Here is a 25,549-nt window from a genome sequence, read left to right as displayed (position 1 = left end):
AGCAGCGACCACAGATACTGTCGGACCCCACCGGCACCCTCACCTCATGCTCCTCGACCTCCTCGACCTCCTCCTCCCACCCCGCTGCGCGGGCTGCGGCGGTCCCGAGGCCTGTTGCCCCACCTGCCTCTCCGAGTTCGGCGCCCCCACCCGCGTCCCCCTCCCCGGCCGCCCCACCTACGCCTTGGCCGACTACCAGGGCGCCCCGCGCGAACTGGTCCTCGCCTTCAAGGAACGCGGCCGCCACGACCTCGCCACCGCCCTCGGCACCCTCCTGGGCCAAGCCCTGCGGGCCGTTCCCGAGGCCCGGCCCGACCAGGACGGCACCTGGTGGCTCGTCCCGGCGCCATCCCGCCGTTCCGCCAGCCGCCGTCGGGGCGGTCCGCACGTCCTCCGCCTGGCCCGAGCGGCGGCGGCGCGCACCGGTGTCCCGACGGCCGTAGCTCCCGCGCTGGTCCTCGCCCCCGGCACCCGCGACTCGGCGGGCCTCTCCGCCGCGGCCCGGCGCGCGAACCTCTCCGGTCACGTCCGCCCGACCGAGGCCCTGCCCCCGCCGGGCACGCCGGTCGTGCTGCTGGACGACGTGGTGACCACGGGGGCGACCGCCGCGGAGTGCGTCCGGGTCCTCGGGACCGCCAAGATCAAGGTGAACGCCGTCCTCTCGCTCACCTCCGCGGCGGCGCACCGCTGGTGGTCCCCACCGGGTTGACCCGCTCCGCCGACCGGGTAACGGCGAAGGCGCGGTGAATCCCGTTCACTCCCGGCTACGAAGATCCACGCCAAGATCACCGGCTCCGAACCACTCGCAAGAGTGACGTGGGATAAACATCAACAATGGATTGGATCTATTCCCCGCGGTCGGGAACCTGGCGTCCACTTCGGCCGTTGGCCGGACATGACGTCCACCCGGAGCCGGAACACGGCGGTGACTCTGCCGAGTGGTCTGCGGCGCGCGCTGCGCCATCCGGGTGAGTCCGGAGCGTGGCGGACTGCCCGCCGAGCCTCCGGCGGTACGCCCAGTGGCCAGTTTTTGTCACGCAGGGTAACGGGACGTTTTTCTCCGAGTTCCCCCGCCCCGGGGGCTGTCGCTGAGATGAATACCGGGCTAACGTGCTGCGCTATCAGCGTTCCCGGCCCGGTGGGGGAGGAGGCGAAAAGCCCATGACCCTGGCGCCGGAAGACTTGTTGAGGACGACCCTCAGCGACAATCCGCGACAACTGTTCGCGTTTCCGGTGCCGCACTGATCCAAGCCACAGCTCGCAGCAAAGCGAGGGAGGTCGTGTATGGACATCGTCGTTAAGGGCCGCAACGTCGAGGTGCCCGATCACTACAGGGTGCACGTGACGGAGAAGCTGGCCCGGCTTGAGCGCTACGACCGCAAGGTCATCCGCTTTGACGTGGAACTCTTCCACGAGCCGAACCGCAGGCAGGCGAAGAACTGCCAGCGCGTCGAGATCACCGGCAAGGGTCGCGGACCGATCGTCCGCGCCGAAGCCTGCGCGGGCGACTTCTACGCCGCGCTCGACTCGGCGGTCAGCAAGTTGGAGAACAGCCTGCGCCGGTCGCATGACAGAAGGCGCGTACACCACGGGCGACGTGGCCCGACATCCGTCGCGGAAGCGACCAGTGGCCTCGGGGCGGTCGTCACCCCCACCGACACGAACGGGTCCGCGCAGAGCGTGCGGCTCGGGCAGACAGCACTGCTCGAAGCCCCAGACCCTTCTGACGACTACGCGGGCATGGCCGAAGTGCCTGCCCAGCAGCGCTGGGACGACGTCGAGGACAACCTCCCCGGCAGGATCGTCCGCGAGAAAGAGCACCCGGCCAAGCCGATGACCGTCGACCAGGCCCTCTACGAGATGGAACTGGTCGGCCACGACTTCTTCCTGTTCGCGGATTCCGACTGCGGCAGGCCCAGCGTCGTCTACCGGCGGAAGGGGTTCGACTACGGCGTGATCCGGCTCGCCTGACCGGCCCAGTCGCCCATCGACCTTCGACCGAGATCCCCCGGAGCACCCACTTCGGGGGATCTCGGCGTTTTCGCGGCACCAAAGCGGCCCCTCGGCCGTTGTACCTGTCGTGCGCGGCGCTCCGGGGACCTGTCACAGTGCGTTCTGGACCGGTTCCTGCCTGTGTCGGTGCACACAGGTCTCGCTCTTGCCTACGATGTCGGCTAGAGCGGGCTTGTCGAGCCTGGTGGAAGGCGCCCAGAACGGGCGCGTCGCGATGAGGTAATGAGGTCGACCCGGATGGTGCTGTCCCGACTGCTCCGCGCTGGCGAGGGCAAGATGCTCAAGCGCCTGCGCAACATCGCAGCGCACATCAACAACCTGGAAGACGAAGTCGTAGACCTCACGGATGCGGAACTCCGGGAGAAGACCAACGAGTTCCGCAAGCGCTACGCCGACGGGGAGACCCTCGACGAGATGCTGCCGGAGGCGTTCGCCGTCGTCCGCGAAGGAGCGAAGCGCACGCTGGGCCAGCGCCCGTTCGACGTGCAGCTCATGGGTGGCGCCGCACTGCACCTCGGGCAGATCTCCGAGATGCGCACCGGTGAGGGCAAGACCCTGACCTCGGTGCTCCCGACGTACCTCAACGCCCTGGCGGGCGAGGGCGTGCACGTGATCACGACGAACGATTACCTCGCCAAGCGCGACGCGGAGTGGATGGGCCGCGTCCACCGCTTCCTCGGGCTCACGGTCGGCGTGATCCTGTCGGAGCTGACGCCGGAGCAGCGCCGCGTGGCGTACAACGCGGACATCACCTACGGCACGAACAACGAGTTCGGCTTCGACTACCTGCGCGACAACATGGCGTGGAGCCTGGACGAGTGCGTGCAGCGCGGCCACTACTTCGGCCTGGTCGACGAGGTGGACTCGATCCTCATCGACGAGGCGCGCACGCCGCTGATCATCTCGGGCCCGGCCGACCAGTCGTCGCGCTGGTACCTGGAGTTCGCCCGCCTGTCGCCGCTGCTGAAGAAGGACGTCCACTACGAGGTCGACGAGCGCAAGCGCACCGTCGGCATCTCCGAGGTCGGCGTCACCTTCATCGAGGACCAGCTCGGCATCGAGAACCTGTACGAGGCCGCGAACACGCCGCTGGTCGGCTACCTGAACAACGCCCTGAAGGCCAAGGAGCTGTTCACCAAGGACAAGGACTACATCGTCCGCAACGGTGAAGTCATGATCGTCGACGAGTTCACCGGCCGCGTGCTGGCCGGTCGTCGGTACAACGAGGGCATGCACCAGGCCATCGAGGCCAAGGAGCGCGTGGAGATCAAGGCGGAGAACCAGACCCTCGCCACGATCACCCTCCAGAACTACTTCCGCCTGTACAAGAAGCTGGGCGGCATGACCGGTACCGCCGAGACCGAGGCGGCCGAGTTCTTCCAGACGTACAAGCTCGGCGTGGTGCCGATCCCGACGAACCGCCCCGCGCGCCGCTCCGACCAGCCCGACCTCGTCTACAAGACGGAGGAGGCGAAGTTCGAGGCCGTCGCGGACGACATCGCCGAGCGCCACGAGAAGGGCCAGCCGGTCCTGATCGGCACGACGAGCGTCGAGCGCTCCGAGTACCTGTCGAAGCTGCTCGTTCGCCGCGGCATCCCGCACGAGGTGCTGAACGCGAAGCACCACGACCGCGAGGCGCTGATCATCGCGAAGGCGGGCCGCAAGGGCGCCGTCACCGTCGCGACGAACATGGCCGGTCGAGGCACCGACATCGTCCTCGGCGGCAACCCCGACATCATCGCCGACCACGAGCTGCGCGAACGCGGCCTCGACCCGGTCGAGTCGCCGGACGAGTACGAGGCCGCCTGGTCGAAGCTGATCGAGGAGGTCTCGCGCGAGGTCAAGTCCGAGGCCGAGGAGGTCCGCGAAGCGGGCGGCCTCTACGTGCTGGGCACCGAGCGCCACGAGTCCCGCCGCATCGACAACCAGCTCCGCGGCCGCTCCGGCCGCCAGGGCGACCCCGGCGAGTCCCGGTTCTACCTGTCCTTGAAGGACGAGCTGATGCGGCGCTTCAACGCCGCCATGGTCGAGACCGTGATGACCAGGCTCAAGGTGCCGGACGACGTCCCGATCGAGCACAAGATGGTCACCAGGGCCATCAGGAGCGCTCAGACGCAGGTCGAGCAGCAGAACTTCGAGATCCGCAAGAACGTCCTCAAGTACGACGAGGTGATGAACCTCCAGCGCAAGGTCATCTACGCCGAGCGCCACCGCGTCCTCGACGGCGAAGACCTCCGCGAGCAGGTCGAGCACATGATCACCAGCGTCGTCGAGGAGTACGTGGACGGCGCCACCGCCGACGGCTACTCGGAGGACTGGGACTTCGAGCAGCTCTGGACGGCGCTGAAGACCCTGTACCCGATCCAGCTCGACTGGAAGAAGCTCGTCGAGGGCGACGACGACATCACCCGCGAATCCCTGCGGGAAACCCTCCAGACCGACGCGCTGACCGCCTACGAGGCCCGCGAAGCCGACATCGACTCCCGAGTCGGCCCCGGCGCCATGCGCGAGTTGGAACGCCGAGTCCTCCTGTCCGTGCTGGACCGCAAGTGGCGCGAACACCTGTACGAAATGGACTACCTCAAGGAGGGCATCGGCCTCCGCGCGATGGCCCAGCGCGACCCGCTGATCGAGTACCAGCGCGAGGGCTTCGAGATGTTCAACAGGATGTTGGACGCCTTGAAGGAAGAAATGGTCGGCTTCCTCTTCAACCTCCAGGTAGAAGCAGCAGAACCAGAACCGGTAGCAGCCCCGCCCATCCCCGTCTCCTTGAGCAACGGCGCGGGCCCCCTAACCGGCAGCCGCGCCCGCGCCCGCGCAGCAGCAGCCACAGAAGCCTCAACCCCAGCCCCAGAAGCCCCAGCAGGCCCAGCCCTGGCCCAACTCTCCGCAGGCTCAGCAATCCCGCCCGCACTACGCGGCAAGGGCCTGGACGAGCCAGGCAGGCAACGCCTCAGCTACTCGGGCCCGAACGAGGACGGCGAAGCCGAAGCCCACGACGACGACGCAGCAGGCGACGACACCGCAGGCACCCGCAAGGAACGTCGCGCAGCAGCAAGGGCACAGGCAAAGTCAGCCCGAAAGGGCCCCCGCAGGTAAACGCAAGACAGCAAAAGCAACAGCGAAAAGGGCCGCTCCCAACGGGGGCGGCCCTTTTCGCGACAACAACGATGGCCGGCGAACGCGCCACGGGCAACTTGAGATATCGCCAGACGCACCAATACGCGCGCGAGCCGCGACGGCGCGCCATTCACCAAGCGGCATCCATGAGCGCGCAGATATGCACGCTCAAGCCGCACAGCATCCGCAAGCGCGCAAATGCACCCACCAAGCCGCATGGCACCCAAAAGCCCAGCGCAACCCGCGCAACCCAGTTGACCAGCCATACCCGCACGCGAACCCCGTTGACCCGCCACAACCGCACGCAAACCCAATTGACCCACCACAAACCGGACGCCGCCTACCCAACCGTGGCCGATTTTACTTGGGGGATTTGCCCCTTAAACTTGCGTCGGACGGCAGCTTCACCTCTGCCCTTTATTGTCCGACGAAGGGGCAAATCTAGGGGCCCCAAGTCAAATCGGCCACCCCACCAACGCAACCCCGGTACCCAACCCACCCCTCCCTCACTCCAAAACCTTGAAAACCACACAAACCCACCCCCCGTCCAAGTACTCCACCCGAGCCGCCACAGCCCGCACCCGCCCATCCCTCCCCAACGTCCCCGACACCTCCGCCACCCCACCCCCCACCCGACAAACCCTCACCGTCCCCAACCGAACCCGCCCCGCCCCCGCCCCAACCCCCACCCGCAACTCCCGAACAGCTTCTTCCCCCACCACCCCCACCAACTGCCCCAACGACCGCCGCCCCTCCAACGCCTCCACCACGAACATCAACAACCTCCGCGCCTCCCCCTCCGACAGCACCCGCTCCGACAACACCCGCTCCGGCGACACCCGCATCGCAGGCACCACAACCCCCACCACCGGCAACTCCACAGCCCCCAACGCACGCACCTGAACCGCCACACCCAACTCCCACCGCACCGCGCCGCGCCGCACCCGCCCCAACCAACCCCTCCCCAGTACCGAGTCCCCACCCCCACCAACCCGGACCACCATCACCCGATCCAGCGACCGGCGTAGGTTGCTGACTGTGCTGCGCGGACTGGTCTTGGACTTCGGCGGTGTCCTCACCGACTTCGGCGACGACTACGTCGTCGAACCCCCACTCCTCACCGTCGTCCGCGAGGTCAGAAAGCACGGAATCCTCACCGGACTCCTCTCCAACGCGGACGGCCTGTGGGCCCCTCCCACCGAATGGACCGGCCTGTTCGACGCAGTCGTCATCTCCGGCGAAGTAGGCCTGGCCAAACCCTCCACAGCCATCTACCGCCTGACCGCCGATCACCTGCACCTGACCACCGACGAATGCGTCTTCGTGGACGACCTGGCCATCAACGTCCGGGGCGCAGCAGCCGCGGGAATGGTCGGCGTCCACCACACCTCCATCCCCACCACGATCGCCGAACTCGCTGTCCTGCTTGGCTTTCCGCTGCTACCCTGAAGATCAACTGGTTGTAGCCCGACTACCTTGAAGATCAACTCATCGTCACGTCAGGTGGTCCAAGCACGTGCTCAGCGCTCGTTCTGTCCTGGTACTGGTAGAGGTGCAGCAGCGGATCCTCGACATGCCGCTGGCCCCGATCCCCGGCTCGGCCGTGGTGGACGCAGTGGTGCGGCTCAGAGACGCCTTCGACCGCGCCGCCGCCCCGGTAGTGATCGTCAGACACCTGCGCGAAGACGGCGCGGACGACGTGGTCGAACGCCTGGAACCGGGCCGCGGCGAGCACCTGGTGACGAAAACCGGGGTCGACGCGTTCAGCGGCACACGGCTGGTGGCGGACCTGCGGGACATCGGGGCCAAGTCGGTCGTGATCGCCGGGGTGTCCACGAAGCACGGCGTGGGCACGACAGCCGCGAAGGCACTGGCGCTCGGTTTCGAGGTGACGGTCGTGTCAGACGCGACCGCCAGCTCCTCCATCGAAGAACACCAGTCAACCCTGTGGCGCCTGAACGAGGACGGCGTAGCCGTCAAGACCGTCGCAGAACTCCTGGCGCGCTAACCCCGCCCGCCCACTAACGCCGTCCATCCGAGACGCCGTCCACCCACGAACACCGTCCGTCCTATCACCACTGTCGGCGTTCACCGGTACACCCGCACGAACCGCACCACCCTGCTAAGCCCACCCCGCGAGGGCCAACAGCGGTAACAGCCCGCAAGAAAAGCAGGCCCCATCCGGTCATTGTCATTCACCATCGAGCCTGCGTAACTTCGGAATCGCGGCCGCCCCAGCAGCGAACAGCGACCGCCCCGGAACTCGCTGGGCCCGCCGCTGACGAGAACCGCGGCGGGTCCAGTCGACTAAATGGCCAGTCGACTACTGACCGGACGTCCGCCGCCGCACCACCTCGAAGCACAGCACCGCTGCCGCGCTGGCGACGTTGAGCGATTCGACCCCCGCGAACATCGGGATCGACAACCACCCGGTGACGTGCGGGCGCACGTCGTCGGAGATGCCGTTGGTCTCGCTGCCGAGCACGAACGCCGCCCGCTCCGGCAGGTCGGCGGTGTAGATCGACTCCTTCGCGTTCGCGTCCAGCGCGAACAGCGGGTAGCCGTGGGCGCGGAGGTTCGCGGCGGCTTCGGCGGCGGTCGCGCAGCGCAGCATCGGCGCGCGGAACGCGACCCCGGCGGACGCCTTGACGACCAGCGGGTCGATCGAGGCGACGCCCCGGCGCGGCACGACGATGCCGTCCATGCCGGCGGCGGTCGCGGTCCGCAGGATCATGCCGACGTTCGCGGGTGTGGTGATGCCGTCGAGCACGAGGACGCCGCGGGGCAGGTCGGGGCCGTCCAACGCCAGGTCGAGCGGGAGCATTCGGGGAGCGACGACGTCGGCGAGCACGCCCTGGTCGTGGCGGCCGTTCCCGGCGAGGACCTTCACCCGCTGCTCGGTGGCCCGCTGCACGCGCACGCCGCGCCGCTTGGCCGCGTCGAGGATCTCCCTGGCGGCCGCGCCGCGCGCGGTCTCGGCGAGCATCACCTTGTCCACGTCCAGGCGCGGGTCGTCGAGCGCTTCGAGGACCGGTTTGCGTCCGTAGACGGTGACGAACTTGTCCTTGGGGGAGATTTCCACGTCGAGAAGGGTGCCACGCCCGTTCAGGGGCTTGCATTGGCGGCGTCAACCATGATGATCGTCACATGAGCTCGGGCGAGCGCAGCGTTGCGCACCGCGCCCGCCTCTTGGCCAGCGGTCAGGACGCGGACGTCTTCTTGCGGCCGGACGGCCTCCTGGTCAAGCAGAACCGCGACGGCCGGGCCCTGGATCCCGAAGCCGAACTCATGCGCTACCTGCGCAAACGCGGGATCCCGGTGCCGAGGGTCCACGGCGTCGAGGACGACGGCCTGGTCATGGAGTACGTCCCCGGCCCCCGGATGTCGGCCGAGCTGGACCGCAGGCCGTGGCGCGCCGCGGCGCTGGGCCGCCAGCTCGCCGACCTGCACCACCGCCTGGACGACGTCCCGGCCCCCGATTTCCTGCCCGGTTCCCCGCGGGGCGCGCTGCTGCACCTCGACCTGCACCCCGGCAACGTCGTGCTGGGCCCGGACGGGCCCGTGGTGATCGACTGGGCCTGCGCCGCCAGGGGTGACCGCCGCGTCGACCTGGCCCTGAGCTGGCTCGCGATGGCCGTCGGCAAGCTCCGCCCGGTCCGCCGCGCGGCCAGGGCCCGCCTGGTCAGGTCGTTCCTCGCGGGTGTCGACGACGCCGTCCGGCAGGCCATGCCCGCGGCGGCCGAGATCCGCCTCGCCCGCCACGACCGCGACCCCGACGAGGTCAGGGCCGTGGAGGAACTGGTCGAGCGCTGCCGCCGCTCGTGACCTCCGACGTCGCCGCGCCCGAGCGGGGCGCGCGCGGCGGGCTAACCTGATCTCATGCCCGATCGCCTGTCCGCGTTGGACGCCTCGTTCCTGTACCTGGAGGACGCCACGACGCCGATGCACGTCGGTGGGGTCTCGGTGTTCCGCAGGCCGAAGGCGGGGTTCGACTACGACCGCCTGGTCGAGCTGATCGAGCAGCGGCTGCCGCTCGTGCCGCGCTACCGGCAGAAGGTCGTGCACGTCCCCGGCAGGCTGGCCAGGCCGGTGTGGGTGGACGACCCGGACTTCGACGTCACGTACCACGTGCGCAGGTCGGCGCTGCCCAAGCCGGGCAGCGACGCCCAGCTCCACGACCTCGTGGCCCGCCTCATGTCCCGCCCGCTCGACCACACCCGTCCCCTCTGGGAGACGTACCTGGTGGAGGGCCTGAAGGGCAACCAGATCGCCGTCATCACCAAGACCCACCAGGCGGTCGTGGACGGCGTGGGCGCGATCGAGATCGGCCAGGTCATGCTGGACGTGTCCCCGACGCCCCGCAGGCCGCTGGAGAGCCTGTGGATGCCCCAACCGGAACCCAGTTCGCTGCAACTGGTGGCCGACGCCGTGGCGGAGGTGGTGCAGCGCCCCGGCGAGCTGGTGGAGAACGTCCGCTCGGCCGCGCTGGACACCGTCGCCACCGTGCAGAAGGTCGCGGGCGCACTCGGCGGCCTGGCCTCGGCGCTCCGCACGGCCTCCACGCCCGCACCGGGCAGCCCGCTCAACGTCCGCATCTCCCCGGCCCGCCGCTTCGCCGTGGCGCGCGGCACCCTGGAGCAGTTCCGGGCGATCCGCCGCGCGCACGGCGGCACCGTCAACGACGGCGTGCTGGCCGTCCTCTCCGGTGCCATGAGGGCGTGGCTGATGTCCCGCGGCGAGGTCGTCTCGGCGCACACCACCATGCGCGCCATGGCGCCGCTCTCCGTGCGGGACGAGGACGGCGCGAACGGCGTGGCGGCCTACCTGGTCGACCTGCCGGTGGGGGAGCCGAACCCGGTGGTCCGCCTGCACCACGTGAGCCACGCGATGAGGGCCCACCAGGAGTCCGGCCAGTCCGTTGCGGCCGACACGCTGATCAAGGTCTCGGGGTTCGCCCCGCCGACCCTGCACGCACTGGGCGCCCGCGCGGCCAGCTCGTTCTCCCGGCGGCTCTTCAACGTCGTGGTCACGAACGTCCCCGGCCCCCAGGTGCCGCTCTACGCGGCGGGCGCGAGGATGACCGAGATCTTCCCGGTCGTCCCGCTGGCCAAGAACCAAGCCCTGTCGATCGGCGTCACGTCGTACGACGGTGGTGTTTACTTCGGTCTCAACGCCGACAGGGACGCGATGTCCGATGTGGACGTTCTAGCTGCGATGGTCGAGGAATCCGTGGAAGAACTGATGGGGACGGTATCGGCATGAGGGTTTACCTCCCGGCCACCGTGGCCATGCTGCGAGACCTGGTGGACACGGGTGAGTTCCGCCCGGTGGGCGGCACCGCCTTCGCGTTGACGCCTGCGCTCAGGGAGTCGTACGCCGCGGGCGACACGGAGGAGCTGGAGTACGCGGCCATGCTCGACGCGGCCCGCGCCTCCATCCGCCTGCTGGCCGCCGAACTGGGCACGGACGACAAGGCGATGCCGCGCCGCGCGGTCGTGTCGGTGGACGTGGAGGACGTGAAGCTGCGTCCGGACCTGGACTTCTCGGTGGTCAAGGTGTCCGGCCCGGTGCCGATGGACCTGGTGGCCGCGATCCACCTGGACACCTCGGAGGCCGAGGACGCGGTCCGGGCGGCGGCGGAGGTGATCGACGAGGCGGACCTGGGCGACCCGGACGCCGAGTTCACCCTTGGCAGCGCCGAGGACCACGAACTGGCCTGGTACGCGCGCCAGGAACTCCCGTTCCTGCTCGACCTGATGTAGGGGCGGGCCGGGCGCGACCCACCGGGCCGCGCCCGCCCGTCACATCCCTTCGGCGGGCTCCCACAGCTCGATCCGGTTCCCCTCCGGGTCCACGCACCACCCGAACCGCCCGAACTCCGAGTCCTCGGTCTCGGGCAGCACCTCGACCCCCCGTGCCTTCAGCTTCGCCAGCAGGATCCGCAGGTCGTCCACCCGCAGGTTCAGCATGGCCCGCTGGCCCGGTTCGCCGAGGTAGTCCGTGTTGTTCGCGAACAACGCGATCGTGGTCGTCCCCGGATTGTCGTCGGTGGACGAGTCGACCCAGTGGAACGTCACCGTCCCGTGGTCGTTCATGGGCACGCCGAGGTTGTCCCGATACCACCCGGCCAACCGCGCGGGATCCCTGGCGCGGAAGAAGATGCCGCCGATTCCCGTCACCTGCGCCATGGCGCGCAGGCTACCGCGCGCCCCCGTTCCGAGGACATGCGCGGACACCTCGGGGCACCCGAACCGGTTAACGACCCCATCCGTTCATACGAACCGCGATGAGTTCCCGGCGCGAGAACGGTCTGCACCCAGGACAGGGAGGCGTGTAATGGCGGACGACTTCATCCAGCTCTCGGACCCGTTCCGGCGGGAGCTGCTCGCGCACTGCTACCGGATGCTGGGCTCGGTGCACGACGCCGAGGACCTGGTGCAGGAGACGTACCTGCGCGCGTGGAAGGCGTACGACCGGTTCGAGGGCCGGTCGTCGTTGCGGACCTGGCTGTACCGGATCGCGACCACCGCGTGCCTGACCGCCATCGAGAAGCGCGCCCGCAGGCCGCTGCCCACGGGGCTCGGCTCGGACTCCGACCCCGAGGACGACCTGGTCGACGGGAACGAGGTGCTGTGGCTGGAACCGGTACCGGACGAGCTGGTCGGGGCGGACCCGGCGGCGATCGTCACCGAGCGCGAGACGATCCGGCTGGCGCTGGTCGCGTCGCTCCAGTACCTGCCGCCGAGGCAGCGGGCCGTCCTGGTCCTGCGCGACGTGCTCAAGTGGCGGGCCGCGGAGGTCGCCGAGCTGCTGGGGACCTCGACGACGGCGGTCAACAGCATCCTCCAGCGGGCCAGGGCGGGGTTGGCGGAGGTGACCGAGGACGCGGTGGTCGAGCCGTCGAACGCGGCGCAGCGCGAGCTGCTGGACCGGTACGCGGCGGCGTTCGAGGCCAAGGACATCCCGGCCATCGTCGGCCTGTTCACCGCCGACGTCGTCTGGGAGATGCCGCCGTACAGGTCCTGGTACCGCGGGCCGGACGCGGTCGCCAGGCACCTGGAGATCCGCTGCCCCGGTGACATCCGGGTGCTGCCGACGCGCGCGAATGGCCAGCCGGCGTTCGGGCTGTACCTCAGCGGGAAGCCGTTCAACGTCCAGGTGCTGACGATCGGGGAGAACGGGATCGAGCACGTGGTCAACTTCCTCGACCCGTCGCTGTTCGAGGTGTTCGACCTGCCGCTCTCGGTGTCGACGTGAGCCACGTCGACCTGCTCGAACGGGCCGTCGCCTACGCGCTCGGCTGCCTGCACGGGGTCACGCCGGACGCCCTGTCGCGCCCGACCCCGTGCCGCGACTGGGACCTGCGGGCCCTGCTGCGGCACCTGGTCGACTCGCTCGCGGCGCTCCGGGAGGCCGCCGACGACGGGCACGTCGACCTGGAGCCGCCGCCGGTCGACCACGACGACCCGATCGCGGCCACCCGCGACCACGCCAGGCGGTTGCTCGGCGCGTGGACGGCCCGCGACGGCCGTCCCGAGGTGTCCATCGGCGGCTGCCCGGTGACGACGGACATCGTGGCGCGGGCGGGCGCGCTGGAGGTCGCCGTGCACGGGTGGGACGTCGCCCACGCGTGCGGTGAGACCCGGCCTATCCCGCGGGCGCTCGCGGACGAGCTGTACCCGGTGGCGCTGCTGCTGGTCAGCGACGCCGACCGGCCCGCCCGCTTCGCCGCGCCGGTCGAACCGGAGACCCCGGCCGACCGGCTGCTCGCCTACCTGGGCAGGCGGGCGGACGGGCACCGCTAGTCCGGGTACTCCTCCAGGCCCGCGCGCGAACTCAGCAGGCGGCGCAGGGAGTCCAGCCGCCCCTGCGTCGCCACACCCGTGGTGACCAGCTCGTCCAGCACGCAGTCGGGGTCCTCCGGCGCGCCGAGGTGGCCGCAGCCCGACGGGCACTCCTCGGCCATCTCCCGCATGCCGGGGAACGCGGCCACGATGTCGGTCGGCGTGATGTGCGCGAGCCCGAACGAGCGGATGCCCGGCGTGTCCACCGCCCAGCCGCCCTCGGGCAGCGGCAGCGCCACGGTCTGCGTCGACGTGTGCCGCCCCTTGCCGACCCCGCTGACCACGCCGACCGCCCGGTTCGCGCCGGGCACGAGCTGGTTGATCAGCGTCGACTTGCCGACGCCCGAGTGCCCGATCAGCGCGGACACCCTGGTGGCCATCTGCTCCCGCAGCGGCTTCGGGTCCTTGTCGGACCTCGTCACGACCACCACGAGGTCCAGTTCGGCGTACGCGGCGAGCAGTTCGTCCGGGCTCGCCAGGTCCGCCTTCGTCAGGCACAGCACCGGCGTCAGCCCACCCGCGTACGACGCGACCAGGCACCGGTCGATGAACCCGGTGCGCGGCACCGGGTCGGCCAGCGCCGTCACGATGATCAACTGCTCCGCGTTCGCGACGACGACCCGCTCGAACGGGTCCGTGTCGTCCGCGGTGCGGCGCAGCACGCTGCTCCGGTCGGCGACCTTCACGATGCGCGCCAGCGTGTCCGGCTGCCCCGACGCGTCGCCGACCAGCCCGACCCGGTCGCCGACGACGACCGGCGTCCGCCCGAGTTCCCGCGCGCGCATGGCCGTCACCAGGCGTTTCGGGTCGTCGTCCAGCGCGCACGTCCAGCGCCCGCGGTCCACGCCGACCACCATCGCGGGCACGGCGTCCGCGTGCTCGGGACGCTTCTTGCTGCGCGGCCGGGTCCCCTTCCCCGGCCGCACGCGCACGTCGGACTCGTCGAGCCTGTGCCAGTCGCCACGGCTCACGTCAGCGGACCTCGTTGAGCATCGTCGCCCACATTCCTGGGAAGTCGGGGATCGTCTTGGAGGTGCTGCCGACGTCGTCGACCTCGACGCCCGGCACGACCAGGCCGATGATCGCACCCGCGGTCGCCATCCGGTGGTCCGCGTACGCGCGCCACGGTCCACCGCGCAGCGGCTTCGGGTCGATGACCAGCCCGTCCTCGGTCTCCGTCGCCGCGCCGCCGACACCGTTGATCTCGGCGACGAGCGCCGCGAGCCGGTCCGTCTCGTGGCCGCGGATGTGCGCGACGCCGCGGATCCGGGTCGGGCCGTCGGCGAGCGCCGCCAGCGCGGCGACCGTCGGGGTCAGCTCGCTCTCGTCGTGCAGGTCGATGTCCAGGCCCGTCAGCCGCTCCGGCCCGCGCACGGTCAGGCCGCGCTCGTCCAGCACGACCTCGCAGCCCATCCGCCGGAGGATGTCGCCGACGGCGTCACCCGCCTGGGTGGTCTTGGTCGGCCAGCCGGGCACGGTCACCTCACCACCGGTCACGGCCGCGGCGGCGAGGAACACCGTCGCGTTCGACAGGTCCGGCTCCACGTGCCACTCGTGCCCGCGCACCGGGCCGGGTGCGACGGTCCAGGTGTTCGGCTCCCGGTCGTCCACCTCGACACCCGCGGCCCGCAGGACCTCGACGGTCATCGCGATGTGGGGGAGGGACGGGACGGGCTTGCCGTCGTGCAGGACCCGCACGCCCCGCTCGTAGCGCGCGCCGGAGAGCAGCAGACCCGAGACGAACTGCGACGAGCCGGACGCGTCGATCGTCACGTCGCCGCCGCGCAGCCCGCCGGTGCCGTTCAGGGTGAACGGGAGTCCGTCGCCGGTGATGTCGGCGCCCAGGGCGCGCAGGGCGGAGAGGACGGTGCCCATCGGCCGGAGGCGGGCGTGCGGGTCGCCGTCGAAGCGGATCTCGCCGGTCGCGATGGCGGCGGCCGGGGGGAGGAAGCGCATGACCGTGCCCGCGAGGCCGCAGTCGACGTCCGCCGGTCCGCGCAGGTCGCCGGGGGTGACGTGCCAGCTCCCGTCCGGGCCGTCGGCGACGGCGACGCCGAGGGCCTTCAGCGCTTCCACCATCAGCGTGCTGTCGCGGCTGCGCAGGGGGGCGTGCAGCACGGACGGGCCGTCGGCGAGGGCGGCCAGGAGCAGCAGGCGATTGGTGATCGACTTGGAGCCGGGCACGGGCACGGTCGCGCGGACGGGGCCGGTGGCGGTGGGAGCGGACCACTGCTGAGTCATGGGTCGATGATTCCGCATCAGGTCGTCGAGGGGTCGCACCGGTGCCGACGACGTGCGACGATGGCGTGCCCGGAGATGATCTGGGCGCGGAGGTGATCTGGAGTGTGCGGTAGGTACGCCTCCACCAAGGACCCGGCGCTGCTCGCGGCGGAGTTCGACGCGGTGGACGCGACGGAGGGCGAGGCCCCCGGTCCGGACTACAACATCGCTCCGACGAAGAACGTGCTGGCGGTGGTGGAGAGGCACCCCCGTGACGCCTCCGGTGAGGTCGACGAGTCGACCACCGAGCGCAGTGTCCGGGTGATGCGCTGGGGGCTGGTGCCGCACTGGGCCAAGGACATGTCCGGGGCCGCGAAGATGATCAACGCTCGGTCGGAGTCGGTGGTGACCAAGCCGTCCTACCGGGACTCGGCGGCCAAGCGGCGGTGCATCCTGCCCGCTGACGGGTGGTACGAGTGGCAGCCGGGGGAGGGGCGGAAGCAGCCGTTCTTCATCAATCCCGATGACGGGTCGAGTTTGGCCATGGCGGGGATCTGGTCCGTGTGGTGGCAGCCGGATGAGGAGTCGGGGCGGAAGGCTGTTGTTACGTGTGCGGTGTTGACCACTGATGCTGTTGGTGAGATGACGTCGGTGCACCACCGGATGCCGTTGTTGCTGCCGCGGTCTCGGTGGGGGTCCTGGTTGGATCCGGATTTGGTTGATCCGTCGTCGTTGTTGGATTCGGATTTGGGCGTGGTTGGTGCGTTGGAGTTGAGGCCTGTTTCGATGGCGGTCAACAGTGTGCGGAACAACGGTCCTGAGTTGATGGATCCGGTTTCGTTGACTGCTGCTGAGGTGCCTGAGCCGACTTTGTTCGAGTTGTCATGACCAGCAGGTTGGTTGATACGCCGCATGGTCCGGCTCGGGCCGAGTTGCATTGTTCGGCTGAGGGGCGGGCGGCTTTGCTGCTGGGGCACGGGGCCGGTGGGGGGATCGGGGCGCCTGATCTGGTGGCGGCTACTCGGGCCGCTGTGGAGGCCGGGGTGCACGTGGCGTTGGTGGAGCAGCCTTATCGGGTGGCTGGGCGGAGGGCGCCTGCTCCTGCTCGGCAGTTGGATGCTGCTTGGTTGGCTGTTGTTGAGGATCTTGGGGTTCGGTGGTTTGACGGGATGCCCCTTTTGTTCGGGGGGCGGTCGTCTGGGGCTCGGGTGGCCTGTCGGACGTCTGTGGAGGGGTTGGCTGTGGCTGTGTTGTGCCTGGCTTTTCCTGTGCATCCGCCTGGGAAGCCGGAGAAGAGTCGGGTGGGGGAGTTGGCTGGGGTGGAGGTGCCTACGTTGATCGTGCAGGGGGAGGCGGATCCGTTTGGGCGGCCGGAGAGGGCTCATCACCGGGAGGTGGTGGTGTTGAAAGGGGACCACTCGTTGAAGGCTGATGCTGAGGGGTTGCATCGGGTTGTGGTGGAGTGGTTGGGGAGGGTTTTGCGGCCTTTGGAGGTTTGAGGGGGTGGGGGTCCGGTGGGTTTGGTGGGGGTTGGGGTGCGTACCGGAGGTCCAGCGTGGGGGTGGCCGATTTGACTTGGGGCCCCTAGATTTGCCCCTTCGTCGGACAATAAAGGGCAGAGGTGAAGCTGCCGTCCGACGCAAGTTTAAGGGGCAAATCCCCCAAGTAAAATCGGCCACGGTTGGGTGGGCGGCGTCCGGTTTGTGGGTGGTCGGTTTTTTGGTCCGGTTTAGGCTGAGATTTGTGCTACTACTGCGTTGGTTAGTCTGATTAGGTCTGTTGGGGTGATTTCTACTTCTAGGCCTCTTCTGCCTGCGCTGCAGAAGATGGTGTCGAAGTCTTCTGCTGAGGTGTCCAGTACCACTGGCAGTCGTTTTTTCTGGCCTAGTGGGGAGATGCCGCCTGCTACGTAGCCTGTGGCGCGTTCTGCTGCTGTTACCTCGGCCATCTTTGCCTTCTTGCCCTTCAAGGCTGTTGCCAAGGCCTTGAGGTCCAATTGGACTGTGACGGGTACCACGCCTACTGCCAGGTGGCCGTCCAGGTCCACCACCAGTGTCTTGAACACTCGTCCTGGTACCAGGCCCAGTGCTTCCGCTGCTTCCAGTCCGTAGGACTCGTGGCGTGGGTCGTGGGCGTATGAGTGGAGGGTGTGGGCCACGCGCTGCTTGTCCAGCAGGGCTGTGGCGGGGGTCCCGCGTCCGGCCATGGGGGAACGATATCGGGGGGAATGTTGGGACTTGGTAGCGCGTTTGGGGGAGTGTGGTTACCGAGGTGATGGAGCAGCGGCCGGTTGACGGCTCGGTGGAGCAGGTCCGCGTATTCTGGGACTCGTCCCAGCCAGCAGTAGCCGTCGCGCCATCATCGGGTCGGCGGGAGAGGAGCGCGGTGCCCGCCACCCGTTCGCAGGCCAACCCGACGGATGAGACACCCGCGGAGCGGGCCGCTCGGTTCGAGCGCGACGCGATGCCGCTGCTCGACCAGTTGTACGCGGCCGCGTTGCGGATGACGCGGAACCCGGCCGACGCCGAGGACCTGGTGCAGGAGACGTACCTGAAGGCGTACGCGGCCTTCGCCTCGTTCTCGCAGGGCACGAACCTGAAGGCGTGGCTGTACCGGATCCTCACCAACACCTACATCAACGGGTACCGGAAGAAGCAGCGGCAGCCGTTGCAGTCGCCGACCGACGAGATCACCGACTGGCAGTTGGCGAAGGCCGAGAGCCACACGTCGCGCGGTCTGCGGTCGGCCGAGGTCGAGGCGATGGACCTGCTGCCGGACAACGACGTGAAGGAAGCCCTCCAGCGTCTTCCGGAGGAGTTCCGGATCGCGGTATACCTTGCTGACGTCGAAGGCTTCGCGTACAAGGAGATCGCCGACATCATGGGCACCCCCATCGGCACGGTGATGTCCCGGTTGCACCGGGGCCGTCGCCAGTTGCGCGAGCAGCTCTCCGACGTCGCGCGCGAGCGCGGTTTCCTGCGCAACGGTCAGCCCGAGGAAGAGGTGGCGGGGCGATGAACTGCGGTGAACCCCACGACACCGACTGCTCGGAGGTCCTCTCCGAGGTCTGGTTGTTCCTGGACCAGGAGTGCGACGTCAAGCGCAAGGAGCTGCTCCAGAAACACCTGGAGGAGTGCCACCCGTGCCTTGAGCAGTACGGGATCGAGGAGCACCTCAAGATGCTGCTGGCCCGCAAGTGCGGGGGTGAGCACGCGCCCGAGACGTTGAAGGAGCGGTTGCGCGCGCGCATCCACGAGACGTTGGTGCAGCACGGCGCGGTCGAGGTGCGGACGACGACGATCAAGGTGGTCGAGGAGTAGCGCTTCCCGGCGAACGTTCGCGAAGGCCGTCCTGCGGGGCGGCCTTTCGCGTGCGGTGGGAGCGGCACCGTCCACGGCGGACGGAAACGCGGAAGGCCCCCTCGGGACTCGTCCCGAGGGGGCCTTCCGTCGGCCTGGAATCAGGCGTTGGGGCGCTTCCCGTGGTTAGCGCCACCCTTTTTGCGATCGCGGCGCTTGCGGGCACGCTTCGACATGGGTGTCTCCTTGAGCATCAGGTCAACTGCTTCTCCCCAGTGTGACACGGGCTCTCCCGCGCGCTGGAAGCGGTCTGAACCGTGGTTGTATGACGCGTGTCCACCCTCACGGATCTGCTCGCCGAGCACACCAGGCTGTCCGGCGCGGCCGTCGACCACCTGCAACTCGTCGTGGCCGAGTGGCAGTTGCTCTCGGACCTGTCGTTCGCGGACTTCCTGCTCTGGGTGCCGTTGGACGACGCCACGTTCCTCTGCGTCGCGCAGGCGCGGCCGACCACGGCGCCGACCGCGCACCCGGAGGACGTCGTCGGCAGCTCCATGCAGGTCGAGGAGCACCCGCAGCTCCGGCGGGCGATCATCGAGTCGCGGATCTGCCGCGAGGAGGACCCGCTGTGGCACCTCGGGGTGCCCGTGCGGCGCGAGACGATCCCGGTGCGGCTGGGCAAGCAGGTCATCGCGGTCATCAGCCGCAACACGAACCTGGCCGTGCCGCGCGTGCCGAGCCCGCTGGAGATCTCGTACCTGGGCAGCGCGGCGGACCTGTGCCAGATGATCGCGGACGGCACGTTCCCGACGACCGAGCCGTCCCCGGACGTGCACACGAGTCCGCGCGTCGGTGACGGGTTCATCCGGCTGGACGCGGCGGGCGCCGTGGTGTTCGCCAGCCCCAACGCGCTGTCGGCGTACCACCGCATGGGCCACGCGTCCGACCTGATCGGGGTGCAGTTGGCGCCGCTGACGCGGTCGCTGATCGACGACCCGTTCGACGCGACGGAGATCGCGCAGCGGTTCCGGGCGGCGGTGGACGGCAACCCGAGCATGCGCATGGAGGCCGAGTCTCGCCGCGGCGCGTCGGTGCTGTTCCGCGCGCTGCCGCTGCGGCCGCGCGGCAACCCGGCGGGCGCGCTGGTGCTGTGCCGCGACGTCACGGAGGTCCGCAGGCGCGACCGGGCGCTGATGTCGAAGGACGCCACGATCCGCGAGATCCACCACCGGGTGAAGAACAACCTCCAGACGGTGGCGGCGCTGCTGCGGTTGCAGTCGCGGCGCACGAGCAACGAGGAGGCGCGCGAGGCGTTGGCCGAGTCGGTGCGCAGGGTGACGTCCATCGCACTCGTGCACGAGACGCTGTCGATGTCCGTGGACGAGCGGGTGGACCTGGACGACGTCGTCGACCGGGTGATTCCGATGATGAGCGACGTGGCCACCACCGAGACCCAGGTGTCGGTGCGCCGGGAGGGTCCGTTCGGGGTCGTCGCGGCCGAGTTGGCGACCCCTCTGGTGATGGTCCTGACCGAGCTCGTGCAGAACGCCTTCGAGCACGCGTACGCCCCTGGCCAGCGCGGGGAGGTGGTGGTGCACGCCGAGAGGTCGGCCCGCTGGCTCGACGTGGTGATCGCCGACGACGGCAAGGGACTGCCGCAGGGCTTCTCGCTGGAGCGCACCGAGAGGCTCGGTTTGCAGATCGTCCGGACCCTCGTGGAATCCGAACTGAGGGGTTCGTTGAGCTTGCGGCGGAGGCCCCGAGGCGGTACAGAGGCGGTCCTGCGCGTGCCCCTCAGGGGGCGGCGTTAAACTGTGCCCCGTGCACACGTGGCGACCAGCCTCAGCGGCGCCTCGTGGTCATGCGGGAGGGTGTGCAAACGAAAGAACGTAGGGCCCGACACCTGGCACGGTGTCGGGCCCTACGTTCTTCTTCTGTTCTAGGTCGGTGCCAACTGCCGGTCTTGCGACTCAGGCGTTGCTCCGGGCCCGCGTACGGGCGTTGCGGCGCTTGAGCGCACGACGTTCGTCTTCGCTCATCCCGCCCCACACGCCGGCGTCCTGGCCGCTCTCCAGTGCCCACGCGAGGCAGTCGGAGACGACGGGGCAGCGGCGGCAGACGGTCTTCGCCTCGGCGATCTGCAAGAGCGCAGGACCGCTATTCCCCACGGGGAAGAACAGCTCGGGGTCCTCGTCGCGGCAGATTGCGCGGTGGCGCCAGTCCATTGGAACTACTCCTCAGCTAGGCGCGCTCGAAGGCACGCCGATCGTCAGCGGTCGTTTTTGGGGTGCTTGTGAATGCTTTCACGAACGGCGGGGATGTCAAGGGGTTAGCACTAACCCGGTGAGTGAACTCACCCAAAAGATCGACACCGTTCACCAGCGGTTTCACTCTACGAAGTTCGCATCTGGTCGAACATCGCAGGTCGGTCGCAAGATCATCACACGGTGATCACACCGCGACGGTGAGAGCTTCCCGAACGGACGTGAACTCGACCTCGGTGCAATCACCGAGCAGATCGCCGTCGACCTGGAGGTTGACCGGCTCCTTGCTCGTCACCCGAACGTATTCAACGTCGTCGCGCCGCAAGAGGTTCCCGCCTTTGGGATTCCCGTCCCGCACGAGCAGGTGGCCCACGTACCGCAGCACCGTCGGCAGCCCGAGGTCGCGCAGCGCGAACAGGCCGAGGTCGTTGTCGAACGACGTGGACGGGTTGAGGCGGATCGCCTTGCCGCCCAGGTAGGTCCACGGGTCGGTGTTCGACACGAACGCCATCCGCAGGTCCGTGATCTGCTCCTCGCCGGGGATCTGCACCGTGAGCGAGGGCGTGCGCTTGCGCTGGTTGACGTAGCTGGCCAGCGCGGTGCGCGCGTAGAGGGAGGGGCTGGCCTCGCGGCCCTTGGCGCGCTGCGCCTCGACGTCCGCGACCACGTCCGCGTCCCAGCCGACACCGGCGTTGAACGTGAACCAGCGGTCGTTGTCCGAGGTGGTGGACGTGGGCAGGCCGCTCGACGCGACCTTGCCGAGCCCGACGCGGCGGCTGGTGCCGTGCTCGATGGCCTGGAGCAGGCGGTAGGTGGCTTCCACGGGGTCGCGCGGCAGGCCGAGCGCGCCCGCGAAGACGTTCGCCGAACCGCCGGGGACTACCCCGAGCATCGGGAGTTCCGGGGAGAGACCGGCGCGGAGCATCCCATTGACGACCTCGTTGACCGTGCCGTCGCCACCGTGCGCGACGACCATGCCGTACCCGTCGGCGACCGCCTGGGCCGCGACGTCACCGGCGTGGCCCCGGTACCGCGTCTCGACGACGTCGAGCTTCACCGTGCTGGCCAACGCGTGGGCCAGCACGTCCCGGCCTCCGGCCGTGGTCGATGTCGCCTGTGGGTTGACCACCAGAAGTGCGCGCACACTGGAAGAGTAGGACAGCGCGTGACCGCGGACGGCCCGCGCGCCCCTCGTACGAGGGGTCCTGAGCGCGCTGGAGTGGTCCAAATCTCCTTTCGCCCGCGTCGTAGTCCCATCTACGGCAAGTGCACCCCAGCGGACCGCCGGCAAGCCGAAGACCCCTTGATCTTCGCGCCTCCGCCTGCCGGATGGGAGGTCCGGACGGGTGGCCTACGATCCGTGACGACCACAGACCGTTATGCACCGTCGTGAGGGGCTCGCAGGTGGCGAACCAGACGCAGGTCCCCGGCGCCGTGAGGGTGGCCGGGGTGCTCACCGCGCTCCAGGGCCTGGCGGGCATCGCGTTCGCCGTGGCGCTCGTCGTGCGGGCGTTCGGCGGCGCCGAGTCGACCGGCAAGGTCCTCGGCGAGGCGGGCTACTTCACCGTCCTGTGCGCGGGTGTGCTCGCCGCGGGTGTCGGACTGGTCCTCGGCAGGCGATGGGCGCGTTCGCCGTCGATCGTCGTGCAGCTCCTCCTGCTGGGCGTCGCCTGGTACATGTACGGCCCGTCCGGGCAGCAGCTCATCGGGTCGCTGATCGGGATCTACGTGGTCGTGGTGATCGCGCTGCTGTTCACCAACCCGGTGCGGCGCTGGACGCTCGGGGTGGACGAGCCCGACGCCGACGAATAGACCCCTCGGGCTGGTTCCCCCGCCGGAATCGCCCGATTAGTTCGATTAGTGCTTTTGGCTTCCCTCCGAAGGTCGGGTGTTCCGCCAACCATCGGAGGGTGTCCCATGTCACCCGGAAGCGTGACGCTGAGGGAGGTGAATTCACCACTCCCTGCGTTCGTTAGGTGACATCACATGCGATTCAAGCGCACCCTGTCCGCGCTGATCGGTGGAGCCGCGGCACTCGCGGCCTTCACCTCCCTGGCGCCCGTCGCCTCGGCCCAACCGGTGCCCGGCGACGTGACCCCGTTCATCATCGGGGGCGGCACCGCGAGCAACGCCCCCTGGGCGGCCCGGCTCTTCGCCAACGGCCGCGAGAACTGCTCGGCGTCGATCATCGCCCCGACCTGGATCCTGACCGCGCAGCACTGCGTGGCCAGCTCGGCGACGTACACGTTCCGCGTCGGCAGCCTCGACCAGACGACCGGCGGCACGCTGGTCAACGCGGTCAGCATCACCCAGCACCCGTCGGTCGACCTCGCGCTGGTCAAGATCGACCGTTCGGTCTCGACCACGTACGCGCCGCTCGGCACGACCACGGCCGTGCGCAACGGCCAGACCGTGCAGCTCTACGGCTGGGGCGCGACCTGCACCAACCAGCCCGAGATCAACTGCCAGTCGCGCTACCTCAAGGTCGCGGACACCACCGTGACCAACGTCAACGGCCGTGACTACCGCGGCGGCATCGCCGTGTCGGTGCGCCGCGTCAACGGCATCGCGGCCGGTGGGGACTCCGGCGGCCCGATGTTCGCCACGAGCCCGGTGGACGGCCGCCGCTACCAGGTCGGCGTCGCCTCGACGAGCGACCGCGCGAACGTCTCGAACTACACCAACATCACCCGCTACCGCCCGTGGATCCAGTCACTGGCAGGCGTGTAACCCGGTTCACCCGGTCGAGGGGTCACTCCCTCGGCCGGGTGTGGCGCGGGTAGCTTCCACCAGTAATAATCACCCTACGTGTTCACTTTTGGCGGATGGACACGAACGGAGTAGCCGGATACCGTGCGACGAAGAGTTCGCGCTGCTCCGGGACGTTCCAGGGTGAGGTGTGCGGTGCAAGAGGGCCCGAAGCGGGTGTCGTCCGACGGCGATGCCGAGCGCCCGAACGTGGCGCGGCTCTTCGACTACTACCTCGGTGGAGCGCACAACTTCGCGGTCGACCGCGAGTTCGCCGAACGCTCCATCAAGCTCTTCGCCGTCGACGAGGTGGCCCGCACGTCCCGGTCGTTCCTGCGCCGAGCCGTCCGCCTGTGCGCCGCGTCGGGCATCCGCCAGTTCCTGGACCTCGGCTCCGGCATCCCGACCGCGGGCAACGTCCACGAGGTCGCCGAGCGGGTCGACCCGTCCTGCCGGGTCGTCTACGTGGACAACGAGGCGGCGACCGTCGCGCACGGCCGGGCGATGCTTCGCGGCAGCGCCACCGCCGCGGTCGTGCACGCCGACGTCCGCGACCCGGACGCCGTGCTGAACGCCCCCGAGACCGCCGCGCTGCTCGACCTCGACGAGCCCGTCGCCGTCGTGATGGTCGGCATCCTCCCGTACCTGTCCGACCACGACCGGCCCGTCGACGTGGTGGCGAAGTACCGCGAGGCGATGGCGCCGGGCAGCCACCTCGTCATCTCGCACCTGACCGCCGACCTCGAACCCGACCTGATGGTCAAGGTCGCCGACCTCGCGACGGTCAGCGGTGTCACCCTCACACCCCGCCGCGCGGCCGAGGTGGTCGAGCTGTTCACGGGGTTCGACCTGCTCGAACCGGGCCTCGTCCCGACGGGCCGGTGGCACGAGGACGGCGAGGACGCGAGTTCCGCCTCCTGCCTCTCCTACGGGGCCGTCGGCGTCAAGCAGCCCTGACTCGAACTGATCGGTGGAGTTGCCCGAACGTCGAGTGGATCTAGAATCGAGGCAGGTCAGCGCAGTCGGAGCGGGGGTGGCGTGGACTCGACGATCACCCTCAGGCCGCACGTCGTCTCGACACCGGCCGGTCTCCTGTACGCCCTGCTGGCCGCCCAGGCGGTCGTGCAACCGCTTTCCGCCGCCGTTCCGCTGCTGCGCTACTTCGCGGCGCTGCTGTTCGCGTGCACCGCGCCGGTGCTGCTGGTGTGGCTACACCGGGTCCGGCGCAACGCCGAGGTGCCCGGCCGCGTCCACCGCTGGAGCCCGCGCTGGGTGGTCGGCGTGTGGTTCGTGCCCGTCCTCAACCTGTGGGCGCCCTACCAGGCGGTCGCCGACGTCGCCGCCGCCGGGGCGCCGGAGTCCCAGCGCGCCGAGGTGACCCGGCAGGTCCTCGCGTGGTGGCTGGCGTGGCTCGTCGGCCTGGCCGCCACGGGCTCCCGCCTGCTACCGGCGTGGGTCGGGGCGGTGTTCTCCGCACTCGCCTGCGTGCTGCTGATCGCCGTCGTGCGGAAGCTGACCGCGATGCACCCGGCGGACGAGAGGTTGATCAGCGGGATGTGACCTGCCGGGTTTCCCCGCACGTGTTGCCCCCACGTGCGGGGAAACCGTTGGCACGTCAGGCGCGCGCGGCGGCCGGACCCTGGTAGGTCGCGCCGCCGAACCCGAGGATCGCGTACCCGATGATGCTGAAGAACCCGAGCAGGAAGATGCCGAACGCGGCACCCTTGCCGAAGGACTTCGCCACGTCGACGAACACGATGAAGGCGACGACGATGTTCACCAGCGGGATGATGAACAGGACCAGCCACCAGCCCGGACGGCCGGCGATCTTCAGCAGCACGTACAGGTTGTAGATCGGGATGATCGCCGCCCAGCCGGGCTTGCCCGCCTTGGTGAAGACCTTCCACATCGCGACGATGGTCAGCAGACCGAACAGACCACCGATGATCGCGGGCACCACGAGCGCGGAACTGTCCACGGCGGTGGTGGTTTCGTAGTTCACAGGAACTTCCCTCCGAAACCCGTGCAGCGAGTTCGCAGG

The 25,549-nt window shown here is 69.3% G+C and carries 29 protein-coding genes; 19 read left to right on the top strand and 10 right to left on the bottom strand.

The window, feature by feature from the left end; all coding sequences use genetic code 11:
* Positions 1 to 46 precede the first annotated feature (46 nt).
* From NZH93_RS32870 to secA, 3 genes are all read left to right on the top strand, one after another.
* Positions 47 to 709 (top strand): ComF family protein, encoded by a 663-nt coding sequence (locus NZH93_RS32870; RefSeq protein WP_259627155.1) that lies wholly within the window; start codon positions 47 to 49, stop codon positions 707 to 709.
* A gap of 575 nt (positions 710 to 1,284) precedes the next feature.
* Complete coding sequence (hpf, locus tag NZH93_RS32865; protein ID WP_259627154.1) at positions 1,285 to 1,971, top strand: ribosome hibernation-promoting factor, HPF/YfiA family; 687 nt, start codon at positions 1,285 to 1,287, stop codon at positions 1,969 to 1,971.
* Between the two features lie 279 nt (positions 1,972 to 2,250).
* Positions 2,251 to 5,112 carry a preprotein translocase subunit SecA gene (secA, locus tag NZH93_RS32860; protein ID WP_259627153.1) on the top strand — a complete coding sequence of 954 codons (2,862 nt, stop codon included), beginning with the start codon at positions 2,251 to 2,253 and terminating at the stop codon, positions 5,110 to 5,112.
* A 527-nt stretch (positions 5,113 to 5,639) separates the two neighbouring features.
* Here the strand turns inward: secA and NZH93_RS32855 are convergent.
* Entirely contained in the window at positions 5,640 to 6,044 is a 405-nt protein-coding gene (locus NZH93_RS32855; RefSeq protein ID WP_259627152.1) for an Rv3235 family protein, read from the bottom strand.
* A gap of 127 nt (positions 6,045 to 6,171) precedes the next feature.
* On the opposite strand from NZH93_RS32855, the gene NZH93_RS32850 reads away from it, so the two are divergent.
* Both NZH93_RS32850 and NZH93_RS32845 read left to right on the top strand, forming a co-directional pair.
* Complete coding sequence (locus NZH93_RS32850; protein ID WP_259627151.1) at positions 6,172 to 6,582, top strand: HAD-IA family hydrolase; 411 nt, start codon at positions 6,172 to 6,174, stop codon at positions 6,580 to 6,582.
* Positions 6,583 to 6,649: 67 nt separating this feature from the next.
* A complete protein-coding gene (locus tag NZH93_RS32845) occupies positions 6,650 to 7,141 on the top strand; it encodes a cysteine hydrolase family protein (RefSeq protein ID WP_259627150.1) in 492 nt (163 codons plus the stop codon).
* Between the two features lie 315 nt (positions 7,142 to 7,456).
* Here NZH93_RS32845 and NZH93_RS32840 read toward each other — a convergent pair whose 3' ends face one another.
* The gene (locus NZH93_RS32840) at positions 7,457 to 8,215 is read right to left on the bottom strand and encodes a TrmH family RNA methyltransferase (protein WP_259627149.1); all 759 of its coding nucleotides are present in this window, start codon (positions 8,213 to 8,215) and stop codon (positions 7,457 to 7,459) included.
* 65 nt (positions 8,216 to 8,280) lie between these two features.
* Between NZH93_RS32840 and NZH93_RS32835 the strand changes: the two genes are divergently transcribed.
* From NZH93_RS32835 to NZH93_RS32825, 3 genes are read left to right on the top strand one after another with little or no spacing between them, the layout of a single operon-like run.
* A complete protein-coding gene (locus tag NZH93_RS32835; RefSeq protein ID WP_259627148.1) occupies positions 8,281 to 8,958 on the top strand; it encodes a phosphotransferase in 678 nt (225 codons plus the stop codon).
* A 54-nt stretch (positions 8,959 to 9,012) separates the two neighbouring features.
* Complete coding sequence (locus NZH93_RS32830; RefSeq protein ID WP_259627147.1) at positions 9,013 to 10,395, top strand: WS/DGAT/MGAT family O-acyltransferase; 1,383 nt, start codon at positions 9,013 to 9,015, stop codon at positions 10,393 to 10,395.
* Positions 10,392 to 10,895 carry a DUF6912 family protein gene (locus NZH93_RS32825; protein WP_259627146.1) on the top strand — a complete coding sequence of 168 codons (504 nt, stop codon included), beginning with the start codon at positions 10,392 to 10,394 and terminating at the stop codon, positions 10,893 to 10,895. Before NZH93_RS32830 ends, NZH93_RS32825 begins: the two co-directional genes overlap by 4 nt.
* A gap of 39 nt (positions 10,896 to 10,934) precedes the next feature.
* Here NZH93_RS32825 and NZH93_RS32820 read toward each other — a convergent pair whose 3' ends face one another.
* The gene (locus NZH93_RS32820; protein ID WP_259627145.1) at positions 10,935 to 11,321 is read right to left on the bottom strand and encodes a VOC family protein; all 387 of its coding nucleotides are present in this window, start codon (positions 11,319 to 11,321) and stop codon (positions 10,935 to 10,937) included.
* A gap of 148 nt (positions 11,322 to 11,469) precedes the next feature.
* Between NZH93_RS32820 and NZH93_RS32815 the strand changes: the two genes are divergently transcribed.
* Complete coding sequence (locus NZH93_RS32815) at positions 11,470 to 12,390, top strand: sigma-70 family RNA polymerase sigma factor (protein ID WP_372506946.1); 921 nt, start codon at positions 11,470 to 11,472, stop codon at positions 12,388 to 12,390.
* Entirely contained in the window at positions 12,387 to 12,938 is a 552-nt protein-coding gene (locus NZH93_RS32810; protein ID WP_259627144.1) for a TIGR03086 family metal-binding protein, read from the top strand. Before NZH93_RS32815 ends, NZH93_RS32810 begins: the two co-directional genes overlap by 4 nt.
* Here NZH93_RS32810 and rsgA read toward each other — a convergent pair.
* Together rsgA and aroA are read right to left on the bottom strand one after the other, a co-directional pair.
* Positions 12,935 to 13,948, bottom strand: coding sequence for a ribosome small subunit-dependent GTPase A (gene rsgA / locus NZH93_RS32805; protein WP_259627143.1), 1,014 nt, complete (start codon positions 13,946 to 13,948; stop codon positions 12,935 to 12,937). The genes NZH93_RS32810 and rsgA overlap by 4 nt on opposite strands.
* A gap of 1 nt (position 13,949) precedes the next feature.
* Positions 13,950 to 15,218, bottom strand: coding sequence for a 3-phosphoshikimate 1-carboxyvinyltransferase (aroA, locus tag NZH93_RS32800; RefSeq protein WP_259627142.1), 1,269 nt, complete (start codon positions 15,216 to 15,218; stop codon positions 13,950 to 13,952).
* 102 nt (positions 15,219 to 15,320) lie between these two features.
* On the opposite strand from aroA, the gene NZH93_RS32795 reads away from it, so the two are divergent.
* Both NZH93_RS32795 and NZH93_RS32790 read left to right on the top strand, forming a co-directional pair.
* The gene (locus NZH93_RS32795) at positions 15,321 to 16,085 is read left to right on the top strand and encodes an SOS response-associated peptidase (RefSeq protein ID WP_259627141.1); all 765 of its coding nucleotides are present in this window, start codon (positions 15,321 to 15,323) and stop codon (positions 16,083 to 16,085) included.
* Positions 16,082 to 16,696, top strand: coding sequence for an alpha/beta hydrolase family protein (locus NZH93_RS32790; protein ID WP_259627140.1), 615 nt, complete (start codon positions 16,082 to 16,084; stop codon positions 16,694 to 16,696). The genes NZH93_RS32795 and NZH93_RS32790 overlap by 4 nt, the downstream gene beginning before the upstream one ends.
* 230 nt (positions 16,697 to 16,926) lie before the next feature.
* On the opposite strand, the gene ybaK is transcribed toward NZH93_RS32790, so the two are convergent.
* On the bottom strand, positions 16,927 to 17,403 hold the full coding sequence (ybaK, locus tag NZH93_RS32785) for a Cys-tRNA(Pro) deacylase (protein ID WP_259627139.1): 477 nt from the start codon (positions 17,401 to 17,403) through the stop codon (positions 16,927 to 16,929).
* A 179-nt stretch (positions 17,404 to 17,582) separates the two neighbouring features.
* Between ybaK and NZH93_RS32780 the strand changes: the two genes are divergently transcribed.
* Positions 17,583 to 18,215, top strand: a complete 633-nt coding sequence (locus tag NZH93_RS32780) for a sigma-70 family RNA polymerase sigma factor (RefSeq protein WP_259627138.1) — start codon at positions 17,583 to 17,585, stop codon at positions 18,213 to 18,215.
* Positions 18,212 to 18,517, top strand: coding sequence for a mycothiol system anti-sigma-R factor (rsrA, locus tag NZH93_RS32775; protein WP_259627137.1), 306 nt, complete (start codon positions 18,212 to 18,214; stop codon positions 18,515 to 18,517). Before NZH93_RS32780 ends, rsrA begins: the two co-directional genes overlap by 4 nt.
* Positions 18,518 to 18,657: 140 nt before the next feature.
* Here rsrA and NZH93_RS51320 read toward each other — a convergent pair whose 3' ends face one another.
* Complete coding sequence (locus NZH93_RS51320; protein ID WP_096498094.1) at positions 18,658 to 18,732, bottom strand: 50S ribosomal protein bL37; 75 nt, start codon at positions 18,730 to 18,732, stop codon at positions 18,658 to 18,660.
* A 96-nt stretch (positions 18,733 to 18,828) separates the two neighbouring features.
* Here NZH93_RS51320 and NZH93_RS32770 point away from each other — a divergent pair, with 96 nt between their 5' ends.
* Positions 18,829 to 20,307, top strand: coding sequence for a sensor histidine kinase (locus tag NZH93_RS32770; protein ID WP_259627136.1), 1,479 nt, complete (start codon positions 18,829 to 18,831; stop codon positions 20,305 to 20,307).
* Positions 20,308 to 20,466: 159 nt separating this feature from the next.
* Here NZH93_RS32770 and NZH93_RS32765 read toward each other — a convergent pair whose 3' ends face one another.
* On the bottom strand, positions 20,467 to 20,721 hold the full coding sequence (locus NZH93_RS32765) for a WhiB family transcriptional regulator (RefSeq protein WP_015104912.1): 255 nt from the start codon (positions 20,719 to 20,721) through the stop codon (positions 20,467 to 20,469).
* 226 nt (positions 20,722 to 20,947) lie between these two features.
* Positions 20,948 to 21,904: a diacylglycerol/lipid kinase family protein gene (locus tag NZH93_RS32760; protein WP_259627135.1), complete on the bottom strand. Its 957-nt coding sequence runs from the start codon at positions 21,902 to 21,904 to the stop codon at positions 20,948 to 20,950.
* A gap of 260 nt (positions 21,905 to 22,164) precedes the next feature.
* Between NZH93_RS32760 and NZH93_RS32755 the strand changes: the two genes are divergently transcribed.
* The 4 genes from NZH93_RS32755 to NZH93_RS32740 all read left to right on the top strand — a co-directional run bounded on the left by NZH93_RS32755 (position 22,165) and on the right by NZH93_RS32740 (position 25,068).
* A complete protein-coding gene (locus NZH93_RS32755; protein WP_259627134.1) occupies positions 22,165 to 22,572 on the top strand; it encodes a hypothetical protein in 408 nt (135 codons plus the stop codon).
* Between the two features lie 174 nt (positions 22,573 to 22,746).
* Positions 22,747 to 23,490: a S1 family peptidase gene (locus NZH93_RS32750; protein ID WP_259627133.1), complete on the top strand. Its 744-nt coding sequence runs from the start codon at positions 22,747 to 22,749 to the stop codon at positions 23,488 to 23,490.
* Between the two features lie 174 nt (positions 23,491 to 23,664).
* Entirely contained in the window at positions 23,665 to 24,465 is an 801-nt protein-coding gene (locus tag NZH93_RS32745; protein WP_259627132.1) for an SAM-dependent methyltransferase, read from the top strand.
* An 81-nt stretch (positions 24,466 to 24,546) separates the two neighbouring features.
* Positions 24,547 to 25,068, top strand: coding sequence for a DUF4328 domain-containing protein (locus NZH93_RS32740; RefSeq protein ID WP_259627131.1), 522 nt, complete (start codon positions 24,547 to 24,549; stop codon positions 25,066 to 25,068).
* Between the two features lie 55 nt (positions 25,069 to 25,123).
* Here NZH93_RS32740 and NZH93_RS32735 read toward each other — a convergent pair whose 3' ends face one another.
* Positions 25,124 to 25,510 (bottom strand): DUF5684 domain-containing protein, encoded by a 387-nt coding sequence (locus NZH93_RS32735; RefSeq protein ID WP_259627130.1) that lies wholly within the window; start codon positions 25,508 to 25,510, stop codon positions 25,124 to 25,126.
* Positions 25,511 to 25,549 lie beyond the last annotated feature (39 nt).

The organism is Umezawaea endophytica (assembly GCF_025061645.1).
In the GTDB taxonomy this organism is placed as follows: Bacteria; Actinomycetota; Actinomycetes; order Mycobacteriales; family Pseudonocardiaceae; genus Umezawaea; species Umezawaea endophytica.
Note: the sequence above shows the minus strand (reverse complement) of the source record. Positions and strands in the feature narration are given on the sequence as shown.